This window comes from Streptomyces sp. NPDC005566 (assembly GCF_040605575.1).
In the GTDB taxonomy this organism is placed as follows: Bacteria; Actinomycetota; Actinomycetes; order Streptomycetales; family Streptomycetaceae; genus Streptomyces.
The window spans coordinates 17,966-37,588 of record NZ_JBEXDB010000029.1 but is presented as its reverse complement, the minus strand read 5'-3'; the positions used below and the strand labels follow the sequence as shown (position 1 = coordinate 37,588).

The following is a 19,623-nucleotide window of genomic DNA, read 5'->3' as shown; positions in this document are numbered from 1 at the left end:
GCCTAGCGCGCGCGGCCACTCCTGACGAAGACCGGGCTCGGGCAGTCCCCGAGCGGTTCGTCGCTGCCCGCGTGCGCAGCCGAGCGACCACCACCCCCTCTTCCTCCGGAGAAGTCACGTGTCCCACCCTGTTTCCGGCCTGCCCGTCGGGCGGAGCCTCCTGTATCTCGTTGTCGCCGGTATCGCCTGGGGCACCGCGGGCGCGGCCGCGTCCCTGATCTTCCGGGTCAGCGATCTCGGCCCGCTCGCCCTGTCGTTCTGGCGGTGCGCCGGCGGTCTCGTCCTCCTGGCGGGCGTACTGGCGGTGCGACCCCGTCGCCCGCGCGCTCCGCAGGAGTCCCGCCGCCTCCGGCTGCTGCGCATCCTGGGGACCGGCATCGGTCTCACCGTGTTCCAGAGTGCCTACTTCGCGGCGGTCGAAGCGACCGGTCTCGCGGTCGGGACCGTCGTCACTCTTGGGGCCGGTCCTGTCCTCATCGCCGTCGGCGCACGGCTGTTGATGGGGGAGCGGCTGGGCACGGGCGGATTCGTCGCCGTCGCCGGTGCCCTCGCCGGGCTCGCCGTGCTCGTGCTCGGCGGCGAGGCCGCCGAAGTGCGGCCCGCCGGGGTGCTGCTGGCCCTGCTGTCCGCCGCCGGCTACGCGGCGATCACGCTGCTCACCCGGTGGCTGGGACGCCAGGGTGCGTCCGGCGACTCACTCTCCACCAGTGCGTGGGCGTTCGGCATCGGCGCTATCGGTCTGCTGCCTGCGGCGCTGGCCGAGGAACTCGTGCCGCACGACGCCGCAACGGGGCAGGTGTTGTGGCTGATGCTCTATGTGGCGGCTGTGCCGACCGCGCTCGCCTACGCGCTCTACTTCGCCGGCGCCGCCGCGGTCCGGTCGGCGACCGTGTCCGTGATCATGCTTCTGGAGCCGGTGAGCGCGGCTTTCATCGCGGTGACCGTCCTGCACGAACAGCTCACCGCTGCCACGGTCATCGGCACGCTGCTACTGCTCGGTGCGGTGGCCGGACTGGCCCTCGACGAGGCGCGCGGTGCCGCCGCCGTCCGCGGGCGCCGGGAGGCCCTGCCCACCTGATCCCGCGGATTCCGAGTGACCCCGTGCCGGGCCCGTCCCCGTGACGGGCCCGGCACGTGCAGGTGTGTCAGAGGGCGGCGAGATAGTCGGGCACGGGCACGGCGGGGTCGAGGTCGTCGGACGGAACCGGTGCGGCGTAGCCGTGGGCCAGCGGCACCACACCCGCCCAGTACGGCAGGGCGAGGTCCGCCTCCTCGTCGTTCGGCCCTCCGGTGCGGACCTTGGCGGAGACCTCGTCGAGGTCCAGCCGGATGACCGCCGTGGCGGCGAGCTCCTTCGCGTCGGCAGGCCTGGAGTCCAGCGACCTGCCGGGAACGACCTGATCGACGATGGCGTCGAGTGCCACGCGCCGTTCCTCGGGGTCGGTCACCGTGCGGGCGATGCCGTGCACCACCACGGAGCGGTAGTTCATCGAGTGGTGGAACGCGGACCGGGCCAGCACCAGGCCGTCGACGAGCGTGACCGTCAGGCAGACCGCCAGGCCCGGATCCGACGCGCCCGCCGCGCGCAGCGGCCGGGAGCCCGTCGAGCCGTGCACGTACAGCCGCTCGCCGACCCTGCCGAAGAGGGTCGGGAGCACGACCGGTGCCCCGTCGCGGACGAATCCGAGATGGCAGAGGTAGCCCTCGTCGAGTATCGAGTGGACGACCTCCCGGTCGTACGAAGCGCGTTGCCTGGCCCGGCTCGGGACCGTGCGCTCGGTCGGCTCGTACGGGGCTGCTGCGTCCTGGCCGGTGCTGTCGGGCGTTGCGGTGTCCGGCATTGCGCTCTCCATTGCACTAGTGCATAATCATGTTTGTGCTAGGAGAGTATCGGATCAGCGGGCGGCGCGCATCGGACATTGCCGCAAGCGTGGAGCGCGGGGTGGGTTCGGGCGACCTCGCCCCCGGCCATGTACTGCCGCCCATGCGGGAGTTGGCGTCGGCGCTGGGGGTCAATCCGAATACGGTGGCCGCCGCCTACCGGACGCTCCGTGAGCGCGGAGTGATCGAGACCGCGGGGCGCAGGGGCAGCAGGGTGCGGCAACGCCCTGCGAGCACCTCCCGCGGCTCGCTCCGGATCGACGCGCCGCCGGGTGTACGGGACCTGGGATCCGGCAACCCCGATCCGGCCCTGCTGCCCGGCCTCGGCGAAGCGCTGGCCGTGGCCGCGCGGGCGAACGCGCTGAGGCCAGGGCTGTACGGGGATGCTCCGGTGATCCCTGAGCTCGCGGCGTTCGCCCGGGCGGAACTGGATGCCGACGGTGTGCCCGCGGGCCCCGTGGCGGTCACCTCGGGATCCCTCGACGCGATCGAACGTGTCCTGTCGGCCCACCTCAAACCCGGTGACGCGGTCGCCGTCGAAGACCCCGGGTGGGGCAGTCTGCTGGATCTGGTCCCGGCCCTCGGACTGCGTGTCGCGCCCGTCGCCGTGGACGACGAGGGACCGCTGCCCGGCGATGTGGAGCGTGCGCTGAGGGCGGGGGCCAAAGCGCTGATCGTGACCGGCCGGGCGCAGAACCCGACCGGGGCAGCGGTGGGGGCCGACCGGGCGAGGAGGCTGCGGTCCGTTCTCTCGCAGTACCCCGGGGTGCTCCTGATCGAGGACGATCATGGTCACGCCATCGTCGACCTGCCGCTGCACCCGCTGGTGGGATCCACGGACCGCTGGGCCTTCGTGCGGTCCGTCGCGAAGGCGTACGGACCGGATCTGCGGGTCGCCGTACTGACCGGGGACGCGGTGACCGTCGACCGTGTGACCGGAAGACAGAGGCTGGGGCCGGGCTGGGTCAGCACCCTGCTCCAGCGGGCCGTGGTGCACCTGTGGACCTCCGGCGCCGTCGACGTCGTCGCGGTCGCGAGGGCCTACGGCGAGCGCCGGGACGCGCTCGTCCTCGCGCTGGAGGAGCGTGGCGTGCCGGCGCACGGGCGGAGCGGGATGAACGTCTGGGTCCCCGTCGGCGACGAGACCGGCGCCGTGGCCAGACTTCTCCACGCGGGCTGGGCGGTGGCTCCCGGGGCGCGCTTCCGCAACGTCGCACCGCAGGGGATGCGACTGACCGTGTCATCGCTGACCGGGGCGGACATCGCACCCCTCGCGGACGCGGTGGCGGCCGCGGCGCAGCCGGCCACGCCCATCAGTTACGGCTGAACGGACGGCGTCCCGGCACTCGTGCGGGCTTGGTGGTCGTGCGGGGCCTGCTCTGGGTGAGTGCGGCGCCCGCGAGGACCACCAGGGCGCCGACCGGGGTGTTCCAGTTCAGCTGCTCGCCGAGCACGGCCACGCCGGCCGCAGTCGCGATGACCGGGATGAAGTAGGTGACCATCTGGGCCGTCGTCGGGCCGACCTCCTGGACGAGGCCGTACTGGATGAGCAGCGCGAGCCCTGTGCCGAGCGCTCCCAGAGCGATCACTGAGAGCGTCGGGACCAGCGGGAACCGCTCAGGGAGCGAGGTGAACATCGGGGTGACGACGGCCAGTTGCAGAGTCCCGAGGAAGAGCTGGCTGCCGGTCATCGCCAATGCCGAGGAGCCGGTGCCCGCCAGGGTGCGGCGGACGTAGATCCAGCCGATCGGATAGCTGAGTGAGGCGAGCAGGGCCATGGCCGTACCGCCGAAGTCCAGCCCGGAGAACCCCTGCCAGGCGCCCAGGACGGTCAGCACACCGATGAAGCCCAGGCCGAGCCCCGCGACGCGGCGGCGGGTCGGCCGGTCCTCGGAGAGTGCGACGAGCGAGAGCGCCATGCCCCACAGGGGCGAGGTGGCGTTGCAGATCCCGGCGAGCGTGGACGGGATGGTCAGCTCGGCGTAGGCGAAGAGCGAGAAGGGCAGCGCGTTGAGGAGGAACGCGGCGACGAAGAGATGGCCCCAGGTCCGGCCGGAGCGTGGCAGCCGGTCACGGCGCACCGCGATGGCGACGGCGAGTACCGCCGTACCGAACAGCAGTCGGCCGAAGGTGACCTGGAAGGGGGCGTACCCGTGGGTGCCGACTTTGATGAGCAGGAAGCTGAAGCCCCAGATGAGGGAGAGCGCCACGAACCGGATGCGCCAGTCCACGGTCCGACGCCGGCCGGGGGAGGGGGTGGTGGGCCGGGGGGTGCTGGAGGACGGCACCGTCGCCGGTGCGGAAGGAGCGCTCATGGGGTCAACGATGACAACAAGAACCGCGTAGGACAAGTGAGATTTAGTGGCTCCATTCGCGTAGCATTGCTTACATGTTGAATCTGGAGCGCCTACGCACCCTGGATGCCCTCGCACGGCACGGCTCGGTGAGCGGCGCTGCCGAGGGTCTTCACGTCACCACGTCGGCGGTCTCCCAGCAGATGGCCAAGCTGGAACGCGAGGTGGGCCAGCAGCTCCTCGCCAAGAACGGACGGGGCGTCCGGCTGACCGATGCCGGCCAGCTGCTCGCCGACCACGCCGCACGCATCCTGTCGCAGGTGGAGCTGGCCCAGTCCGACATCGAGGCCCAGCGCGGCGAGGTGGTGGGCGAAGTGAGGTTGGCGGCCTTTCCGACCGCCGCGCGAGGGCTGTTCCCCGCCGCCCTCACCGCACTGCGCCGGGACCACCCCGAACTGAAGGTGCGAACCGTGGAGTTGGAGCCGGAGCGAGCCATTCGCGCCGTGCTCCGGGGCGATATGGACCTGGCCGTGGTGCTCGACTGGAGCAACAAACGACTGCCGGTGCCGGGTGGCCTGGCCAAGGCCGAACTCCTCGAAGACGTACCGGACATCGCCATGCCGGCCGGGCATCCGCTCGCGGACCGGACGGAGGTGGACCTCGAGGACTTCGCCGACGACGAATGGGTGTCCTGGCCGGAGGGCGAATTCTGTCACGACTGGCTGATGTTCACCCTGCGGTCCGTGGGCGTGGAGCCGCGCATCGCCCACCTCGCGGGCGAGCACCACACCCAACTCGCGCTGATCGGCGCAGGATTCGGCGTCTGCGTGACACCCCGGCTCGGCCGGGGATCGGTGCCGGAGGGGGTGCGCATGGTGCCCGTACGGCAGAGGATGCGACGCCACATCCACGCGGTATGGCGGACGGACGCGGACCGGCGTCCGTCGATCCGGGCAGCCGTCGCGGCCCTGCGCGACGCCGGCCGGGCACTCTGAGCCGGTGCCGGTGCTGGCACCGGCACCGGGAAGGGACGGCCGGCCCTCAGGAGGTGCCGGCCAGCTTGCGGAAGTCCCAGGAGGTGACAGCCTCGGGCGTGAGCCGCAGCCAGGCGTGCCGTCCGTCGTGGGGCAGCGCGTCCAGGCCGAAGTACTTCGAGGCGAAGAGCCCTTCCGGCAGATCGAGTTCGGCACACGCCCCGCCCGTACGGGGTGCTTCGCCGACGACCTCCGCCTCGCCGGACAGCTCCACGCCGCGCAGGTCTCCGTACTCCACCCCGTCGTCCACCACCACCGCGATCTTCGGGTTCTGCCGCAGCTGTGCCCAGCGCCGGCTCCGGGTGAGCGAGTACAGCCAGAGAGACGTGCCGTCCCACACGAACCACAGTGCCCCGACGTGGGGCATCCCCTCGGCGGAGACCGTGGCCACCCGGCAGGTGCGCTGCTCGCGGAGGTAGGTGTCCCGTTCCGGGTCCGTCATCATGATCCGACGGCCGCGACGCTGGGTGACGGTCATGGGGGCCTCTCCTGCTGTCCGACCGGGTGCCCGGAATCATGGAGGCTCTTCCTCCCGAAGTCCACCCAGGGGTGCAGGCCGAGGCCATCGCGGGGGTGCCTGCGGCTGCCCCCCCCGCGATGATCCGTACACGCTCGCCCCGGCGGTCGGGGCTACACCAGCGTGATCGAGTCGCCCTCGACCTTGATCTCCTTGGCCGGCAGCGGCTGGGTCGCCGGACCGTTCGTGACGCTGCCGGTCGCCGCGTCGAAAGTACTGCCGTGACAAGGGCAGTTGATGGTTCCGTTCGAGATCTCCTTCACCGCGCATCCCTGATGGGTGCACTTCGAGGAGAAGGCCTTGAACTCACCGGCCGTGGGCTGCGTCACCACGACGCCCCGGTCGGCGAACACCATTCCTCCGCCCTCAGGAATGTCGGCGGTGCTCGCGAGGACCGTGCCGCCCCCGTTCGCGCCGTCCCCCTCCCCGGCGGGCTGAACCGTGTCCGAACCGCCCGAGTCCTTCGAGCCGCCGCACGCGGTGAGTGCGGCGGCCACTCCGGCTGCGCCCACCGCCGCGACGACGGTGCGGCGCCCGAAGTGGACCTGGCGCTCCTGCGATGCGCTCATGCCGGCTTTCCCTTCATCGGAGTACATGACGTCGTCAGTGGTACGGACCGAAGGGCTCCGGTGTTCAGGCGCCCGGGAAGTCTCCGCCCGCACTTCACCCATCGGCCGGTCACGAGCCGCCGGTCGGGTACGGGCCCGGGTGGCTACCGGCCGCCGGTCGGGTACGGGCGACAGCTCCCTCGGACACCGGACACCGGACCCCGTGCGCCACGCACCCGCCTCACCTGCTCACAGCCGTGTGGCTTTCCCGCACCCGGCTTCGCCGCTCTCACGGATGCGCGCCTCCAACGACGTGCTCCGGTCGTACGGGTCGACCTCGGGGCCGTCCCCCGAGCCCGTGACGGCGCGTTCGGCCCTGAACTCCGGGACGAAGTAGCCGGTGAAGGTGTCACAGCCGCCGTTGGTGGTGTCCGCCCTGTAGGAGACCAGGGAGAACGTCCCGGGCTTGATCTTCACCTTCGACGGGTCGTCCCAGCTCATGACGACCTCGCGGCGCACGATGGTGCGGGTGACTTCGTCGCTTCCCGCCGCGGCGCGTACGACGGGATAGACGTACGTGACATCTGTGGTCACCTCGACCGCGCCGCGCTCACCCTGCTGGTACGTGATCCGTCCGCGGGTCCTGACCACGTTCCCGACGAGTCGTGTCTTCGTCTCCGCGAAACGGCTGAAGAGCATCAGAGGATCGTTCTCCCGGCTCGGGGTGCCGAACGCGGCCGCCAGGTAGTCGCTGACGTCCCGCTGGTACGGATTGATCAACGCGATCGCCTTCCCGGGCCGCTCCCCGCGCAGCACACCAGGATCCAGGCTGGACTCCGCAAGGAAGTCCCGGGTCCGGTCGAGCGCCTGCGCGACCTGCTCCTTGCTCATCCAACCGGTCGCCCGCGCCGCAGGCAGGACGAGTGATGCCGTCCCGTCGCCCCACCGCTCCGCCGGCGATCCCCTGAACGGCTCCTCCAACGTGGGTTGTCGGGCCGCCGACTCCTCCGCCGGCGGCTGGTCGGGACGTTCCGACTCGGCGGCGAGCGGCGTACTCACCCCACCCCCGACTCCGAACCACCCAGCCACCCGCCCCGGAATCATCACCACGACCAGCAGGACGACCACGACCAGCAGACCGACCGCGTACCAGCCCTTTCCCTTCCGCGGCTGCGGCGGTTGGTGGGTTCGCCACCCCTCCGGCCGACCGGGCTCCTCGCGCAGGCGCCGCGCCACCATCCGGGCGCGCGCCGACGGTTCCTCGGGCGCGCCCGAAGTCCCTGCCTCGGCCTCCCGCAGAAAGCGCTCCCACTCCTCGTCCGGTATGGATGCCCCACCCTTGCCCACGCTGTGTTCCCGCCCCTTCTCATCCGCCCGGTCTCTGCCCTGAGCCGGTCGGCGTCGGTGCATCATCACACAGCTCATCGGCACTCCCGCGAACCCAAGTCCCCGCTCGGTCGGCCCTGGAGACCCGCTGCGGATCAGGGAAGGGCGGCTGTGCGGAAGAACTCCCGCACAGCCGCCGCCTCGTTCCCCGGACTACTTGTTGACGTCGAAGCCCTGGTCCGTGCCGTACCTGATGCTGGACTGCTCCCAGGCTTCCAGCCCCTGCGACAGGGGGGTCGAGGAGACGTAGGCCTTGCCCACGGTGTCGTTGAAGACGGAGTTGGCGTACACCTGGTACGGCAGGTACGACCAGTCGCTGCCCACGTTGCGGGCCGAGTCGGCGAAGACCTTGTTGGCCTGCTGGCCGCCGAAGTAGGGGAACGCGGTCTCCAGGAAGGTCTTCGATTCCAGGTCCGCACGGGTGGCGGGGAAGGCGCCTTCCCCGACGCGGGTCGAGGCGCCGGCGCCGGTGGTCGCGTACTCGGCGAAGGCGTACGCCAGTTCCTTGTTCTTCGCGGCCTTCGGTACGGCCAGGGAGCTGCCGCCGTTCTCGGCGCTGTCCGTCCTGCCCTTGGTCCACTGGGGGAGCGGGGCCACGCGCCAGTCACCGGACGCGGAGGCGACGCCCGAGGTGAAGTTGGCAGGCATCCAGGCGCCGATGGACAGGGTGGCGATGCTGCCGTCGGCCAGGCCCTTGTACCACTCGTCGCTCCAGGAGCTGATCGGCGCGACCAGGTCCTCGTCCAGCAGCTTCTGCCAGGTGTCGGTGTACGTCCTGGTGCCCGCGTCCTTGAAGTCGACCGTGACGTCGGTGCCGTCGGCCTTGTACGGACGGCCACCCGCCTGCCAGATGAGGCTGGTGGTGGCGCCCGCGTCGCCGGTGTCGTTGGTGATGAAGATCTCGGGGTCGGCCTTGTGCAGGGTGCGCGCTGACTCGACGTACTCGTCCCATGTGGTGGGGACCTCGATGTGATGCTTGTCGAAGACCTTCTTGTTGTAGAACAGCGCCATCGGGCCGGAGTCCATGGGCAGGGCGTAGACGGCCTTGTCGTCCTTCACCGCGTTCCAGGGGCCGGTGGTGAACTTCTTGTCGTGGCCGGCGGCGCCGTAGCCGGCGAGGTCCTCCACGGACTTGCCGATCGCGAACTGGCCGAGGGCGTAGTACTCGATCTGTGCCACGTCCGGGGCGCCGGAGCCGGCGGCGATGGCGTTCTGCAGAGCGGTGTACTGCTTGTCGCCGGTGCCCGCGTTGACGAGTTCGACTTCGACCTTCGGGTACTTCTCCTCGAAGTCGGCAACCACCTTCTTCAGCGTGGGTTCCCAGGCCCACACCGTTATCTTCCCTCCCTTGGCCAGCGCGGATTCGACGTCCTTCGCGCCGCCGCTGTCCTCGGCGGGATCGGAGGAGCCGCAGGCGGTCGCGGCGAGAGTGATGGCGCAGACCGCGGCGACGGCGGCGAGAAGCCGGCGAGTGCTGTGTGTCCTCATACGTGGTGCTCCTGGTTCGGTGTTCGGGGGAGGGGGAGGGGGAGGGGGAGGGGAGGGCGCGCGTGGGGGCGGATTCACTCCTTGACGCTGCCTGCGGCCAGGCCTGACTGCCAGTAGCGCTGGAGCAGGAGGAAGATCACGACGATCGGCACGATCGTGAGCAGGGAGCCGGTGATGATGAGGTCGAAGACGGCCTCGCCGCCTGCCGTCTGGGCCTGGGCGTTCCAGGCGTTGAGCCCGAGGGTGAGCGGGTACCAGTCGGGGTCCTTGATCATGATCAGCGGCAGGAAGTAGTTGTTCCAGGTCGCGACCATGGAGAAGAGCAGCACGGTGACCGTTCCCGGCATCAGCAGAGGCAGGGCGATGCGGAAGAAGGTGCGCAGTTCGCCGGAGCCGTCGACGCGGGCCGCTTCGAGGAGTTCGGCGGGTACCGCCTCGGCGGCGAACACCCACATCAGGTAGAGCCCGAACGGGGAGATCAGGGAGGGGATGATGACGGCCCACGGGGTGTTCGTCAGGCCCATGCTGCTGAACATGAGGAATGTGGGCACCGCGAGGGCCGTGCCCGGCACGGCCACGGCTCCGATGACGACAGCGAACACGGCCCGGCGGCCGGGGAACTGATACTTCGCCAGGGCGTATCCGCCCAGGACGGCGAGGACGGTGGCGCCACCCGCCCCCGCGGCGACGTACAGCAAGGTGTTGAGCAGCCAGCGGACGAAGACACCGTCGTCGTAGGCCAGCGTCCGGGAGATGTTGTCCCAGAGGTCGAAGTCCTCGCCGAACCACAGGCCCGCTGAGTCGAGCAGGCCCTTCTGGTCCTTGGTCGAGTTGATGACGAGCCAGGCCAGCGGAAGCAGTGTGTAGAGGAGGACCAGTCCGGTCAGGAGGGTCAGCGGGATGCTGGGACGGGGGTCGAGCGGGGTGTGGGGGCGACGGCGGGGCCGTAGGGGTGGCCTGCCGGCCACCCGGGAGGTGCGCGCGGGGCCTGCGGGCTCCGTGGCGTTCGAGTCGGCTCCGGCGAGGTTCGTGGTCATGGCTCAGCCCTTCCGCATTCCGCGCAGCTGGACGCTGTAGGCGATGATCGCGGTGATGACGCCCATCACGATCGCCACCGTGGCCGCGTAGTTGTGCTGCCGGCCGGAGAAGGACAGCGAGTAGGTGTAGAGGTTGGGCGTGAAGTCGCTCGTGATCGCGTTAGGGGCGAGTTTCTGCAGGATGCTCGGCTCGTTGAAGAGCTGGAAGCTGCCGATGACCGAGAAGATCGTCGCGATGACGAGGGCGCCGCGGATCGACGGCAGCTTGACCGCGGTGATCACCCGCCACTCCCCGGCGCCGTCGATCGCGGCGGCTTCGTAGAGCGAGCGTGGAACGACCTTGAGCGCCGAGTAGAAGATCAGCATGTTGTACCCGACGAATTCCCAGGTCACGATGTTGCCGATGGAGGCGAGCACCAGGGCCGGGGAAAGAGGGTCGGGCAGGGCGACGCCGAAGGCGTCGTTGATGTTGCCGACCAGGCCGAACCTGGTCCCGTAGATGAAGCCCCACATCAGGCTCGCGACGACCGCGGGTACGGCATAGGGCAGAAAGATCGATATGCGGAAGAAGGCCTTGCCGTACAGGCGCCCGCTGTCGATGGCCAGTGCGACCAGCAGCGCGATGCCCAGCATGATGGGCACCTGGACGACAAGGAACAGACCGACCCTGGCCAGTCCCTCCCAGAACTGCGGGTCCGTCAGCGCCTGCTGGTAGTTGTCCGTGCCGACGAAGGAGTTCCCGCCGATGAGCCGGTCGCGGAAGAGGCTGAGGTACAGCGCGTATCCGATCGGCGCAAGGAAGACGAGGCCGAAGACCGCGACGAAGGGACCTGCGAACCCCCACCCGACGAGGGCCTGCCTGCGGAGGCGGAAGCGCGCTCGCGGGCGGGGTGGTGGTGCCTTCGCCGGAGTCGGCAGGAGCGTCATGGCTGGTTCCTCGTGTCGGTGACCGACCGGTCCGTTGGTGAGGTGGGACGAGAGGCCTTCGGGCCGGAAGCGGCCGGATCAGGCTGTGCCCGATGAGAAATGTTTACGTAATCATCGGTAGCGTGATGGTGACACTCCCGGTGGGGGTCGTCAAGCATGGGGTGGGACTCGATGGAAGGAAGACCGGTGACGCAGAAAGACGCGGCCGCTCGTGCGGAGACGGCGGACAGGAGCGGCCGACGCGCCGCGAAAGGCAGGCAGCCCCGCGTGTCGATGGCCGACGTCGCCCGGGTCGCCGGCGTCTCGTCGCAGACGGTCTCCCGGGTCTCCAACGGGGACCCGGCCGTCATCGACCGGACCCGGCAGAAGGTGCTGGACGCCATGAAGGAGCTCGGCTACCGGCCCAACAGCGCCGCCCGTGCTCTCAAACGAGGCGACTTCCGGACCATCGGCGTCATCACCATGAGCCTGTCCAGCACCGGCAACGTGCGGACCCTGGAAGCCATCGCGAAGTTCGCCTCGCACGCGGGGTACGCGGTCACGCTGATCCCGATCGACGCCCCGACCCAGGACAACGTCAGGGGAGCCTTCACGCGGCTCGACGAACTCGCGGTCGACGCGGTCGTCCTGATCATGGAAGTGCATCTGCTCGACACGGCGTTGCTGACCCTGCCACCGCATGTGACGGTCGTCGTCGTGGACTCGGATGCCGGTGACCGGTTCCACGTGGTGGACACCGACCAGCACCAGGGCGCCCGCACGGCGGTCCGCCACCTCCTCGGCCTCGGGCACCGTACGGTCTGGCACCTGGCCGGCCCGGAGGAGTCGTTCGCGGCGGGCCGCCGTGCGGTCGCATGGGAGGCGGCCCTGCGCGAGGAGGGGCGGGAGGTGCCACCTCTGCTGCGGGGCGACTGGGCGCCCGAATCCGGCTACGAGGCGGGCCTCCGGCTGGCCGACGAGCCCGACTGCACCGCGGTGTTCGTGGCGAACGACCAGATGGCACTCGGTGTACTGAGGGCACTCCACGAGCGCGGAAGGCGGGTGCCCGAGGACATGAGCGTCGTGGGCTTCGACGACATCGCCGAGAGCGCCTCCTTCATCCCGCCGCTGACCACGGTCCACCAGGACTTCGCCCGCGTGGGGGAGTTGTGCGTCGACGCCATCCTGGCGGAGCTGGGCGGCAAGGCGGTCGAGGGAGGTACGACGCTCGTACCGACCCGGCTGGTCGTGCGCGCCAGCACGGCTCCGTACACGGAGGCCTGATCCTCCTCGGCCCACCGGCTGTCCCTCACAGCTTCACCGGACGTTTCGAGGCGGACGAGCCGATCCTCGAGCCCGGCATGCGCATGGCTCCGCCGCACGCCGGCGGGGTGGAGCGCACCCCCGCCGCGGTCGGAGCGGCGCCGTCCGTCCGTGCCAGGTGGCCCCGACCGGGCTAGGGTTTGACCAGGGGGAAACGTAATCCTCAGGAATGTCATGTACCGACACCGCAAAGCGCCGGACAGCACCCAGGAACTCCTCCTCACCCTGGGGCGCCTTGTCGATCAGGCATTGGAGAACGTCAGGCTCCAGCGCGCCCGGGCGGAACTCGGCATGGCGCTGCAACGGCACATGCTTCCATCCGAACTGCCCGACTTTCCGGGCGTCCGGCTGGCAGCCCGGTATGCGCCCTCCCAGGACGGTCTTGCCGTGGGCGGCGACTTCTACGACGCCTTCCCGATGAGGGACGGGGTGGCGGGGATGGTCATCGGTGATGTGCAGGGCCACGGGGTGGAGGCCGCCGCCTTCATGGGAGAAGCGCGGGCCAGCCTGAGGGCCCTCGCCAGCGTCACGGTCGACCCCGGAGAGGTGCTGACCTGCGCCAACGACTTGCTGATCTCGCTCGGCGGCGACCTCTTCACCACCTGTTGCCTGCTGAGCTTCGTACCAGGGAGCGGCGATCTCCGTATTGCCCGGGCCGGGCACGTCCCGATGGTGTGGGGCACCGACGCGGGCGAATCGGGAGTGTCCCTGGACGCCGGCGGGGTCCCACTGGGGATTCTGCCCGACCAGAGCTACCCGGTGGTCCACCGGCGCGTGACACAGCCCGGCTGCCTCGTCCTGCTGACCGACGGCGTGGTGGAAGGACCGGTCTACCCGATCGATGAGGGGCTGGCGGAGGTGGCGGGGCTGGTCGCCGCCGGACGTGGTGTCGCCCCCGACGTCCTGGCTTCGCGGGTGATCCGGGTCGCTGACCGCACCGGACACGATGACGACGCCGCCGTTCTCGTCGTCCGCTACGACGGTCCGCAGGGCACCCCGTAGTAGAGACGTCCCACCCGTCGGCAGGGCCGTGGTGTCGGCGCGTCCGTTCGGCGGAGAGCGCTCGGGGTGGTGTCTGATGCTGATGTGGCGGACTTCTCACGACTCAGGCGGCACAAGGCCGATGCTCTGACGATTCTGGCCGTCGCCGTCCTTTACTACGCGACCGCCCGTCTGGGGCTGCTCCAGCAACTGGTGCGCGGCCAGGTCACGCCCCTGTGGCCGCCGACCGGCATCGCGGTCGCCGCCCTGCTCCTGTTCGGAGCGCGGGTCTGGCCCGGCATCGCCGCCGGCGCCCTCGTGGTCAACATCTTCATCGGCCCCACGGTCCCGTCCGTGATGGCGATCGTCGTCGGCAACACCCTCGCCCCGGTCTGCTCCTACCTGCTGCTGACCCGTGCCGGCTTCCGCAACGACCTCGACCGCTTGCAGGACGCCCTGTCCCTGGTCTTCCTCGGCGCCCTGGTGCCCACGCTGATCAGTGCGACCATGGGGAGCAGCACCCTCGTCCTGTCAGGGGCACTCCCGGCCGGCGGCTTCTGGCCGACCTGGTCCGTGTGGTGGACGGGCGATGCCATGGGCGTGCTCATCGTCACCCCCTTCCTGCTCGTGCTCCGATGGGCCCGGTGGCCACCCGCCGTCGGCCCCCTGATCTGGGCCGAGGCGGCAGCACTGGCAACGTGCGCCCTGACCGTGACCTACCTGGTGACCAACGCCGGCAGCTCTTCTCTGCTCTTCCTCGTCTTCCCTTTCCTGATCTGGGCCTCGTTCCGCTTCGAACGAGCAGGAGCCGCACCCTGCGCCCTGGGCGTCTCCACGCTCGCGATCGTCGCCTCCGGGCGGATGACCGGCCCCTTCGCCCACCACGACCTCCTCACCAACATGGTCACCCTCCAGGCGTTCAACGGCACCGTCTCCCTCACCGCCCTGCTCCTCACCGCGGTCGTCACCGAACGGAACCGCACCCATGAAGAGATCGAGCGCCTGTGCGGGCAGCTCTCCGACGCGGTCGCGCAGCAGACCGAGGGGTCCCGCCGCGCACCCCCCGACGCCTGACACCGCGGCAGCTTGTGTCCTCACGGGGCCGACGGGCCCCGCCCTGCCGCCGATCCGGTCCCGGTTCTACTCGTCGGTGGGACCGAGGTCGTGGGTCTCCCGGAAATCGACGGTACGGGCGCGGTGGGCTGCGTGCAGTTCGAGCACGACGATCTCGTTGACGCCCTCGTGAAGTACCGGCGCGGGTACGTACAGGGACCGCTGGGGCCCCCGGGACCAGTAGCGTCCCAGTGCGAAACCGTTGATCCACGCACTGCCCTTGATCCAGCCGTCGAGGTGGAGGAAGGTGTCCGCCGTCCCGGTGAGTTCGAAGGTGCCGCGGTGGAAGGCGGGACCGGTCGGCGCCGTGGTGGTGGCGGCGAAGGCCAGTCCGTCGAGGGACGCCAGCGGCAGCGGCCGGTTGGTCCAGCCGACGAGCTCCGTGCCGTCCAGCGCGACCCTGCCGGGCAGTCCCTTGCGGTCGTGGATGCCCGGCCCGTAGTTGACCCGGCCCTGGTTCTCGACGAGCAGGCTGAGGACGCAGCCCGCGCGGGGCACGGTGAAGGAGAGGGCGTGCTCGTGGTTCTCCCGCTCCAGCACCCCGACGCTCCGGCCGTCGAGGAAGACCTGGGCGCGGTCGCGGACCTGCTCCAGTTCGAGCAGAGCGGGTCCGGCGTACGGCAGGACCGTCTCGTAGAGGACGAATCCGAAGTCCTGCCGGAGCTGCTCCATCGTCAGCGGCTTCCGGGACTCGACGACGCCACCGAGGCTCGGAGCGCATTCGAGCAGTGCGGCACTCTCGTTCAACGCCACTGCTGCCAGGGAGAGTTTGTCCGCGCGCGGAGGAACAGGTCCAGCGGGGACAGGCGCGTACTTGGCGATGACCTCGCGGAAGGCGGTGAACTTCGCGGTGGGGTCCCCGGCTTCGTCGAGGGGTGCGTCGTAGTCGTAGGAGGTGACGGTCGGCCGGTAGGTGTGCTTGTCGTTGGCGCCGTTGGTGAATCCGAAGTTCGTGCCGCCGTGGAACATGTAGAGGTTGACCGAGGCCCCGGCCGCCAGGGCTTCGTCCAGCTCCTGGGCCGCCTGGTCCGGGTCACGGACCACGTGGTGGCCGCCCCAGCGGTCGAACCAGCCGATCCAGAACTCCGTGGACAGCAGGGGGCCCGTCGGCAGGTGTGCGCGCAGAGTCGCGAGGTTCTGGGCGGAGCGGCTGCCGAAGTTGGCCGTGGCGAGGACCCCAGGCAACCCGCCGCGCTCCAGATCCGCCGGCTGGTCGCAGGTGAACAGCGGCACGTCGACACCGCAGCGGCGCAGCGAGCCGGCGAGGTGCTCCAGGTAGGCGGTGTCGTCACCGTACGCCCCGTACTCGTTCTCCACCTGCACGGCGAGTACCGGTCCGCCGCGGGTGGCGAAGTAGGGCTGGAGCGGGGTGAGGAGCCGGTCGAAGTAGTCGTCGACCGCGGCGAGATAGCGGGGGTCGCGGGTGCGCAGGCGGATGTCGGGCTGCTCCAGGAGCCAGGAGGGCAGCCCCCCGCCCTCCCACTCGGCGCAGATGTACGGCCCGGGGCGGAGCAGGACATGGAGGCCCTCGGCGGCGGCGAGGCCGAGGAAGGCGGGCAGGTCGAGTCCGCCGTCCATGTGGAAGCGGTCCGGACGCGGCTGGTGGAGGTTCCAGGGGACGTACGTCTCGACCGTGTTGAGGCCCATGAGGCGGGCCTTGCGGAGACGGTCTGCCCACTGCGCCGGATGGACCCGGAAGTAGTGCAGCCCACCGGACAGGACCCGGAAGGGTTCACCGTCGAGCCGGAATCCGCCGTCGTCGATCTGGAGAACGGACATGTGCTGCTTGCTCCTGTGCTCAAGGGGGGCGCGAGCGATCCGGCGTTGGCGGCCGGGATTCCTGCCCTGCACATGTTTGCGTAAACATGATGATGATGGCAAGCCTTGCGAGGAAGGACGGGCACCCCGCCACGAAGAGCGGACGTGCGGCACACGGTCCGGCCCCGCGCCTACCACCCGGTCCAGAACACGTGGTTGACCGTCAGGGCCACTACTGCCTGCGCGGCCAGCCAGCCCCGTCGGTGCTGTACGGGCAGGAGGGCGGTGGCGGGGAGCAGCCAGAGGATGAAGGGCTGCCAGATCCGCTCCGTCTCCGCCTTGCTCATCCCTGACAGGTCGGCGGCCAGCAGCGCGAGGAACGCCGCCGACACGAACAGGACCAGGCGCTGCGGCGAAGTCGCCGTCCCGGTACGCAGGGTGCGTACGGCTGCGGGGACGCCCTCCGCCGTCCGGCGCAGGCCCGCGAGCGTCGCAGGTCCGACGGCGATCGCGGTGCAGGCGAAGTTCGCCCAGACCCAGTAGGAGTACGGCCGGAGTCCCCCCGCCCCCTGGTAGTACCGTTCGACGAGCAGGTGGTACGCCTGCCACCAGTTGAAGCCCGCGAGTGCGAAGGCGGCCGGCACGGCCGACGCTCCCAGGACGAACAGGGCCAGCGGCCGGGCGGTGCGAGTCAGCACGAGGACGGCGAGCAACAGGACTGCGATCAGCGTCAGACCGTAACTGAGGTAGCAGACCAGGCCGTACAGCAGGCCCGCCCCCAGCGCCGCGGCTGCGGGGCTCCGGACCGTGCGGGTCGCGGCCAGGGCCAGCAGGGTGACGGACCAGGCGGCCACCGCGGTGAAGTAGCCGTCGGCCGAGGTACCGGCCCAGACCGCGACCGGTGCGAGGACGATGAACGGCGCGGCGCGGCGGGCCGTCTGCTCGTCCCCCAGGGCACGGACGGCGACCAGGGCGGCCACCGCCGCGGAGGCACCGGTCACGATGCACCAGACCCCGGCCCAGGCGCCGCCGCCGAGCCCGACGCGGTCCAGCAGGACGAAGGTCAGGGTGGCGCCCGGCGGGTGTCCGGCGACATGGGCGGGCCAGTTGCCCGGCGGTCCGATCAGGATGTGCTCGTTGAAGCCCTGCAGAGCGGCGCCGATGTCGTCGAAGCGGCCGATGACTCTCAGGTACTCGTGCTTCGTGGTGAGACGTGCGGCGATGCCACGCCCCCAGCCGTCGATCAGCGCGAGCGAGAAGACCCAGGCGAGAGAGGCGGCGTAGCAGCCGAGAAGCAGTGTTCGCCAGCGCAGCCGGCCTGCGAGGACGGGGCCGTACGCGATGACGGCCACGGCGACGGCGGGGGCGGCGACTGTGCCGGGGCCGACGTGCGGGTACCAGGTCGCCAGCAGGGGCGCCCAGCGGACGTAGAGGGTGTGGTCGGCGTTCTCGATGGCGTGGCCGACGAGCACGGCGGTGGTGACCAGCAGGATGCCCGCGCCGGCGGCTGCCAGGTCGCGGCGGTGCCCGGGGCGCTGTGCGGTCGGCTCGGTGGTGTGCTCGGTGCGGGTCTCGGTCCTCACGCAGGCACCGTACGCACGGTGGGGCCGCGGTGACGGGTGCCGGCCGGGCGCGTCACCGAACCGTCAGATCCGGGCTGCTCCGGTGGGCCTCCGGCAGGAGGGGCGGGGCGCCGGGCCCGTACGCTCCGAGGGGTGACGTCATCGTTTCGTCAGGAGTCGCACCCGCCCCGCCCAGGTCCCGCGGGCATAGCGTCGGGACATGGGCGACAGCCGTCGGAACAGTCCGACACCCCCCGCTTCCCGGTCCCGGCTCCTCTCCGGACGCGCCGCGACGATCCCCGAACGCCTCCCCTCGGCGCCCGGGTTCTGGCGCAGTCCCGTACGGGGAGTGCGGTTCACCGCGGTGCTCGGCCTCGTCCTGCTCGTCGGGATCACGCTGCTCTTCGTCACGGGCCTGTTGTCGTACGCGGCCTACAACCCGGACCTGAATCCGGTCAACGACAAGACGCCCGCCAAGGGGCTGCTCGGCTTCTACCTCTTCGCCTGGCCGACCGGGCCGCACTGGCTGTACCGGCTGACGCAGGGTCTCCACGTCACCGTGGGGATCGCGCTCGTCCCGGTCCTGCTGGCCAAGCTGTGGTCGGTGGTTCCCAGACTCTTCACACTGCCGCCGGTCCGCTCCCTCGGGCACGCGCTGGAGCGGATCTCGCTGCTGCTGCTCGTGGGTGGTGCGCTGTTCCAGTTCCTCACCGGCCTGCTCAACATCCAGCTGGAGTACCTGTTTCCGGGCTCCTTCTACCCGTTGCACTTCTACGGGGCGTGGGTGTTCTTCGCCGCGTTCCTCGCCCATGCGGGGCTGCGGGTGCCGCAGTCCGTTCGGGTGCTGCGGTCGGGCGGACTGCGCGGAAAGGTTCAGGGTGACCGGCTGGAGGCCCCCGCCCCGGCCGCGCCGACCCTGTCCCGGCGCGGCGCGCTGGCCATGGTGGGCGCAGGCTCAGCGGTCCTGCTGATCACCTCGGCCGGGCGGAGCTTCGACGGACCGTTGAGGCGCCTCGCGGTGCTCACCCCGCACGGCGCCGCCGAGCCGGGCTCCGGGCCCAACGCCTTCCAGATCAACAAGACGGCCTCCGCGGTCGGTGTCACCACGGCCGATACGGGGGAGGGCTGGTGGCTCACCGTCAGTGGGCCGGCCGGGGACCTCCGGTTCAACCGGGAGCAGTTGCTGGCCATGGAACAGCACAGCGCGGCGCTCCCGATCGCGTGCGTGGAGGGCTGGTCCACCTCGGACCAGTGGTGGCGCGGCGTACGGCTGCGGGATCTGGCGGCGCTCGCCGGGTACCCGGACCGGCCACCGGGGGTGCTGGTCGAATCGGTCCAGCGCAGCGGGCCGTTCCGCCGGGCGGCGCTCCGCGACAACCAGGTACGGGACCCGCGTTCGCTGCTGGCCATGCAGGTCAACGGCGAGGAACTGTCTCCCGATCACGGATACCCCGCGCGGATCATCGTCCCGGCCGCACCCGGCGTACTCAACACCAAATGGGTGACCCGGCTGACCTTCGGAGAGCTGTGAACAGAACGGACCCCCGCAGCCTCCTGCGGCGTCGGTACGGGGAGGGACCACTGCACCTCGTCCTGATGGCCGCCTCCTTCGCCCTCGCCGGTTACGCCGGTGTACGTCTGCTGGCCGGGGACACACTCGGCGTCATCCTGTGGTTCGTCGGCGCGGCCCTCGTGCACGACGTGGTGCTGGTCCCGGTGTATGCGTCGGCGGACCGGCTGCTGCGCAGGTCCCTCCGCCCGTCTTCCGTCCCGGTGAACTTCGTCCGTGTGCCGG

Annotated in this window: 17 protein-coding genes; 7 read left to right on the top strand and 10 right to left on the bottom strand. The window is 70.6% G+C overall.

Going from position 1 to position 19,623, the window contains the following annotated elements:
• Nucleotides 1–118: 118 nt before the first annotated feature.
• The gene (locus ABZS61_RS32455; RefSeq protein WP_356429329.1) at nt 119–1,078 is read left to right on the top strand and encodes an EamA family transporter; all 960 of its coding nucleotides are present in this window, start codon (nt 119–121) and stop codon (nt 1,076–1,078) included.
• A 67-nt stretch (nt 1,079–1,145) separates the two neighbouring features.
• Here ABZS61_RS32455 and ABZS61_RS32450 read toward each other — a convergent pair whose 3' ends face one another.
• Nucleotides 1,146–1,841, bottom strand: coding sequence for a pyridoxamine 5'-phosphate oxidase family protein (locus tag ABZS61_RS32450; RefSeq protein WP_356429327.1), 696 nt, complete (start codon nt 1,839–1,841; stop codon nt 1,146–1,148).
• A 35-nt stretch (nt 1,842–1,876) separates the two neighbouring features.
• On the opposite strand from ABZS61_RS32450, the gene ABZS61_RS32445 reads away from it, so the two are divergent.
• Nucleotides 1,877–3,208, top strand: a complete 1,332-nt coding sequence (locus ABZS61_RS32445; RefSeq protein WP_356429325.1) for an aminotransferase class I/II-fold pyridoxal phosphate-dependent enzyme — start codon at nt 1,877–1,879, stop codon at nt 3,206–3,208.
• Here the strand turns inward: ABZS61_RS32445 and ABZS61_RS32440 are convergent.
• The gene (locus tag ABZS61_RS32440; RefSeq protein WP_356429322.1) at nt 3,195–4,196 is read right to left on the bottom strand and encodes a DMT family transporter; all 1,002 of its coding nucleotides are present in this window, start codon (nt 4,194–4,196) and stop codon (nt 3,195–3,197) included. The two genes, ABZS61_RS32445 and ABZS61_RS32440, sit on opposite strands and share 14 nt — an antisense overlap.
• Before the next feature lie 74 nt (nt 4,197–4,270).
• On the opposite strand from ABZS61_RS32440, the gene ABZS61_RS32435 reads away from it, so the two are divergent.
• On the top strand, nt 4,271–5,170 hold the full coding sequence (locus tag ABZS61_RS32435; RefSeq protein ID WP_356429319.1) for a LysR substrate-binding domain-containing protein: 900 nt from the start codon (nt 4,271–4,273) through the stop codon (nt 5,168–5,170).
• 46 nt (nt 5,171–5,216) lie between these two features.
• Here ABZS61_RS32435 and ABZS61_RS32430 read toward each other — a convergent pair whose 3' ends face one another.
• The 6 genes from ABZS61_RS32430 to ABZS61_RS32405 form a co-directional block, all read right to left on the bottom strand.
• Complete coding sequence (locus tag ABZS61_RS32430; RefSeq protein ID WP_356429316.1) at nt 5,217–5,687, bottom strand: pyridoxamine 5'-phosphate oxidase family protein; 471 nt, start codon at nt 5,685–5,687, stop codon at nt 5,217–5,219.
• Nucleotides 5,688–5,839: 152 nt separating this feature from the next.
• Entirely contained in the window at nt 5,840–6,295 is a 456-nt protein-coding gene (locus ABZS61_RS32425; protein ID WP_356429313.1) for a Rieske (2Fe-2S) protein, read from the bottom strand.
• A 228-nt stretch (nt 6,296–6,523) separates the two neighbouring features.
• Complete coding sequence (locus ABZS61_RS32420; protein ID WP_356429310.1) at nt 6,524–7,621, bottom strand: hypothetical protein; 1,098 nt, start codon at nt 7,619–7,621, stop codon at nt 6,524–6,526.
• 192 nt (nt 7,622–7,813) lie between these two features.
• Complete coding sequence (locus ABZS61_RS32415) at nt 7,814–9,148, bottom strand: sugar ABC transporter substrate-binding protein (protein ID WP_356429307.1); 1,335 nt, start codon at nt 9,146–9,148, stop codon at nt 7,814–7,816.
• A gap of 74 nt (nt 9,149–9,222) precedes the next feature.
• Nucleotides 9,223–10,185 (bottom strand): carbohydrate ABC transporter permease, encoded by a 963-nt coding sequence (locus tag ABZS61_RS32410; protein WP_356429304.1) that lies wholly within the window; start codon nt 10,183–10,185, stop codon nt 9,223–9,225.
• A gap of 3 nt (nt 10,186–10,188) precedes the next feature.
• A complete protein-coding gene (locus ABZS61_RS32405) occupies nt 10,189–11,112 on the bottom strand; it encodes a sugar ABC transporter permease (protein ID WP_356429301.1) in 924 nt (307 codons plus the stop codon).
• Nucleotides 11,113–11,385: 273 nt separating this feature from the next.
• On the opposite strand from ABZS61_RS32405, the gene ABZS61_RS32400 reads away from it, so the two are divergent.
• The 3 genes from ABZS61_RS32400 to ABZS61_RS32390 all read left to right on the top strand — a co-directional run bounded on the left by ABZS61_RS32400 (nt 11,386) and on the right by ABZS61_RS32390 (nt 14,469).
• Entirely contained in the window at nt 11,386–12,375 is a 990-nt protein-coding gene (locus ABZS61_RS32400; RefSeq protein WP_356429381.1) for a LacI family DNA-binding transcriptional regulator, read from the top strand.
• Nucleotides 12,376–12,588: 213 nt separating this feature from the next.
• The gene (locus ABZS61_RS32395; RefSeq protein ID WP_356429298.1) at nt 12,589–13,416 is read left to right on the top strand and encodes a PP2C family protein-serine/threonine phosphatase; all 828 of its coding nucleotides are present in this window, start codon (nt 12,589–12,591) and stop codon (nt 13,414–13,416) included.
• A 69-nt stretch (nt 13,417–13,485) separates the two neighbouring features.
• Nucleotides 13,486–14,469: an MASE1 domain-containing protein gene (locus ABZS61_RS32390; protein WP_356429295.1), complete on the top strand. Its 984-nt coding sequence runs from the start codon at nt 13,486–13,488 to the stop codon at nt 14,467–14,469.
• Nucleotides 14,470–14,535: 66 nt separating this feature from the next.
• Here ABZS61_RS32390 and ABZS61_RS32385 read toward each other — a convergent pair whose 3' ends face one another.
• Together ABZS61_RS32385 and ABZS61_RS32380 are read right to left on the bottom strand one after the other, a co-directional pair.
• On the bottom strand, nt 14,536–16,287 hold the full coding sequence (locus ABZS61_RS32385) for a beta-galactosidase family protein (protein ID WP_356429292.1): 1,752 nt from the start codon (nt 16,285–16,287) through the stop codon (nt 14,536–14,538).
• Between the two features lie 170 nt (nt 16,288–16,457).
• The gene (locus ABZS61_RS32380; protein WP_356429289.1) at nt 16,458–17,849 is read right to left on the bottom strand and encodes a hypothetical protein; all 1,392 of its coding nucleotides are present in this window, start codon (nt 17,847–17,849) and stop codon (nt 16,458–16,460) included.
• A gap of 199 nt (nt 17,850–18,048) precedes the next feature.
• On the opposite strand from ABZS61_RS32380, the gene ABZS61_RS32375 reads away from it, so the two are divergent.
• The gene (locus ABZS61_RS32375; RefSeq protein WP_356429286.1) at nt 18,049–19,359 is read left to right on the top strand and encodes a molybdopterin-dependent oxidoreductase; all 1,311 of its coding nucleotides are present in this window, start codon (nt 18,049–18,051) and stop codon (nt 19,357–19,359) included.
• The last annotated feature ends 264 nt before the right edge of the window (nt 19,360–19,623 follow it).

Excerpts from the sequence above, each read along its gene's own strand:
- ABZS61_RS32405 (WP_356429301.1), bottom strand. The coding sequence starts at position 11,112 with ATGACGCTCCTGCCGACTCCGGCGAAGGCACCACCACCCCGCCCGCGA.
- ABZS61_RS32430 (WP_356429316.1), bottom strand. The coding sequence starts at position 5,687 with ATGACCGTCACCCAGCGTCGCGGCCGTCGGATCATGATGACGGACCCG.
- ABZS61_RS32415 (WP_356429307.1), bottom strand. The coding sequence starts at position 9,148 with ATGAGGACACACAGCACTCGCCGGCTTCTCGCCGCCGTCGCCGCGGTC.
- ABZS61_RS32440 (WP_356429322.1), bottom strand. The coding sequence starts at position 4,196 with ATGAGCGCTCCTTCCGCACCGGCGACGGTGCCGTCCTCCAGCACCCCC.
- ABZS61_RS32450 (WP_356429327.1), bottom strand. The coding sequence starts at position 1,841 with ATGCCGGACACCGCAACGCCCGACAGCACCGGCCAGGACGCAGCAGCC.
- ABZS61_RS32425 (WP_356429313.1), bottom strand. The coding sequence starts at position 6,295 with ATGAGCGCATCGCAGGAGCGCCAGGTCCACTTCGGGCGCCGCACCGTC.
- ABZS61_RS32400 (WP_356429381.1), top strand. The coding sequence starts at position 11,386 with ATGGCCGACGTCGCCCGGGTCGCCGGCGTCTCGTCGCAGACGGTCTCC.
- ABZS61_RS32395 (WP_356429298.1), top strand. The coding sequence starts at position 12,589 with ATGTACCGACACCGCAAAGCGCCGGACAGCACCCAGGAACTCCTCCTC.
- ABZS61_RS32385 (WP_356429292.1), bottom strand. The coding sequence starts at position 16,287 with ATGTCCGTTCTCCAGATCGACGACGGCGGATTCCGGCTCGACGGTGAA.
- ABZS61_RS32435 (WP_356429319.1), top strand. The coding sequence starts at position 4,271 with ATGTTGAATCTGGAGCGCCTACGCACCCTGGATGCCCTCGCACGGCAC.
- ABZS61_RS32410 (WP_356429304.1), bottom strand. The coding sequence starts at position 10,185 with ATGACCACGAACCTCGCCGGAGCCGACTCGAACGCCACGGAGCCCGCA.
- ABZS61_RS32375 (WP_356429286.1), top strand. The coding sequence starts at position 18,049 with ATGGGCGACAGCCGTCGGAACAGTCCGACACCCCCCGCTTCCCGGTCC.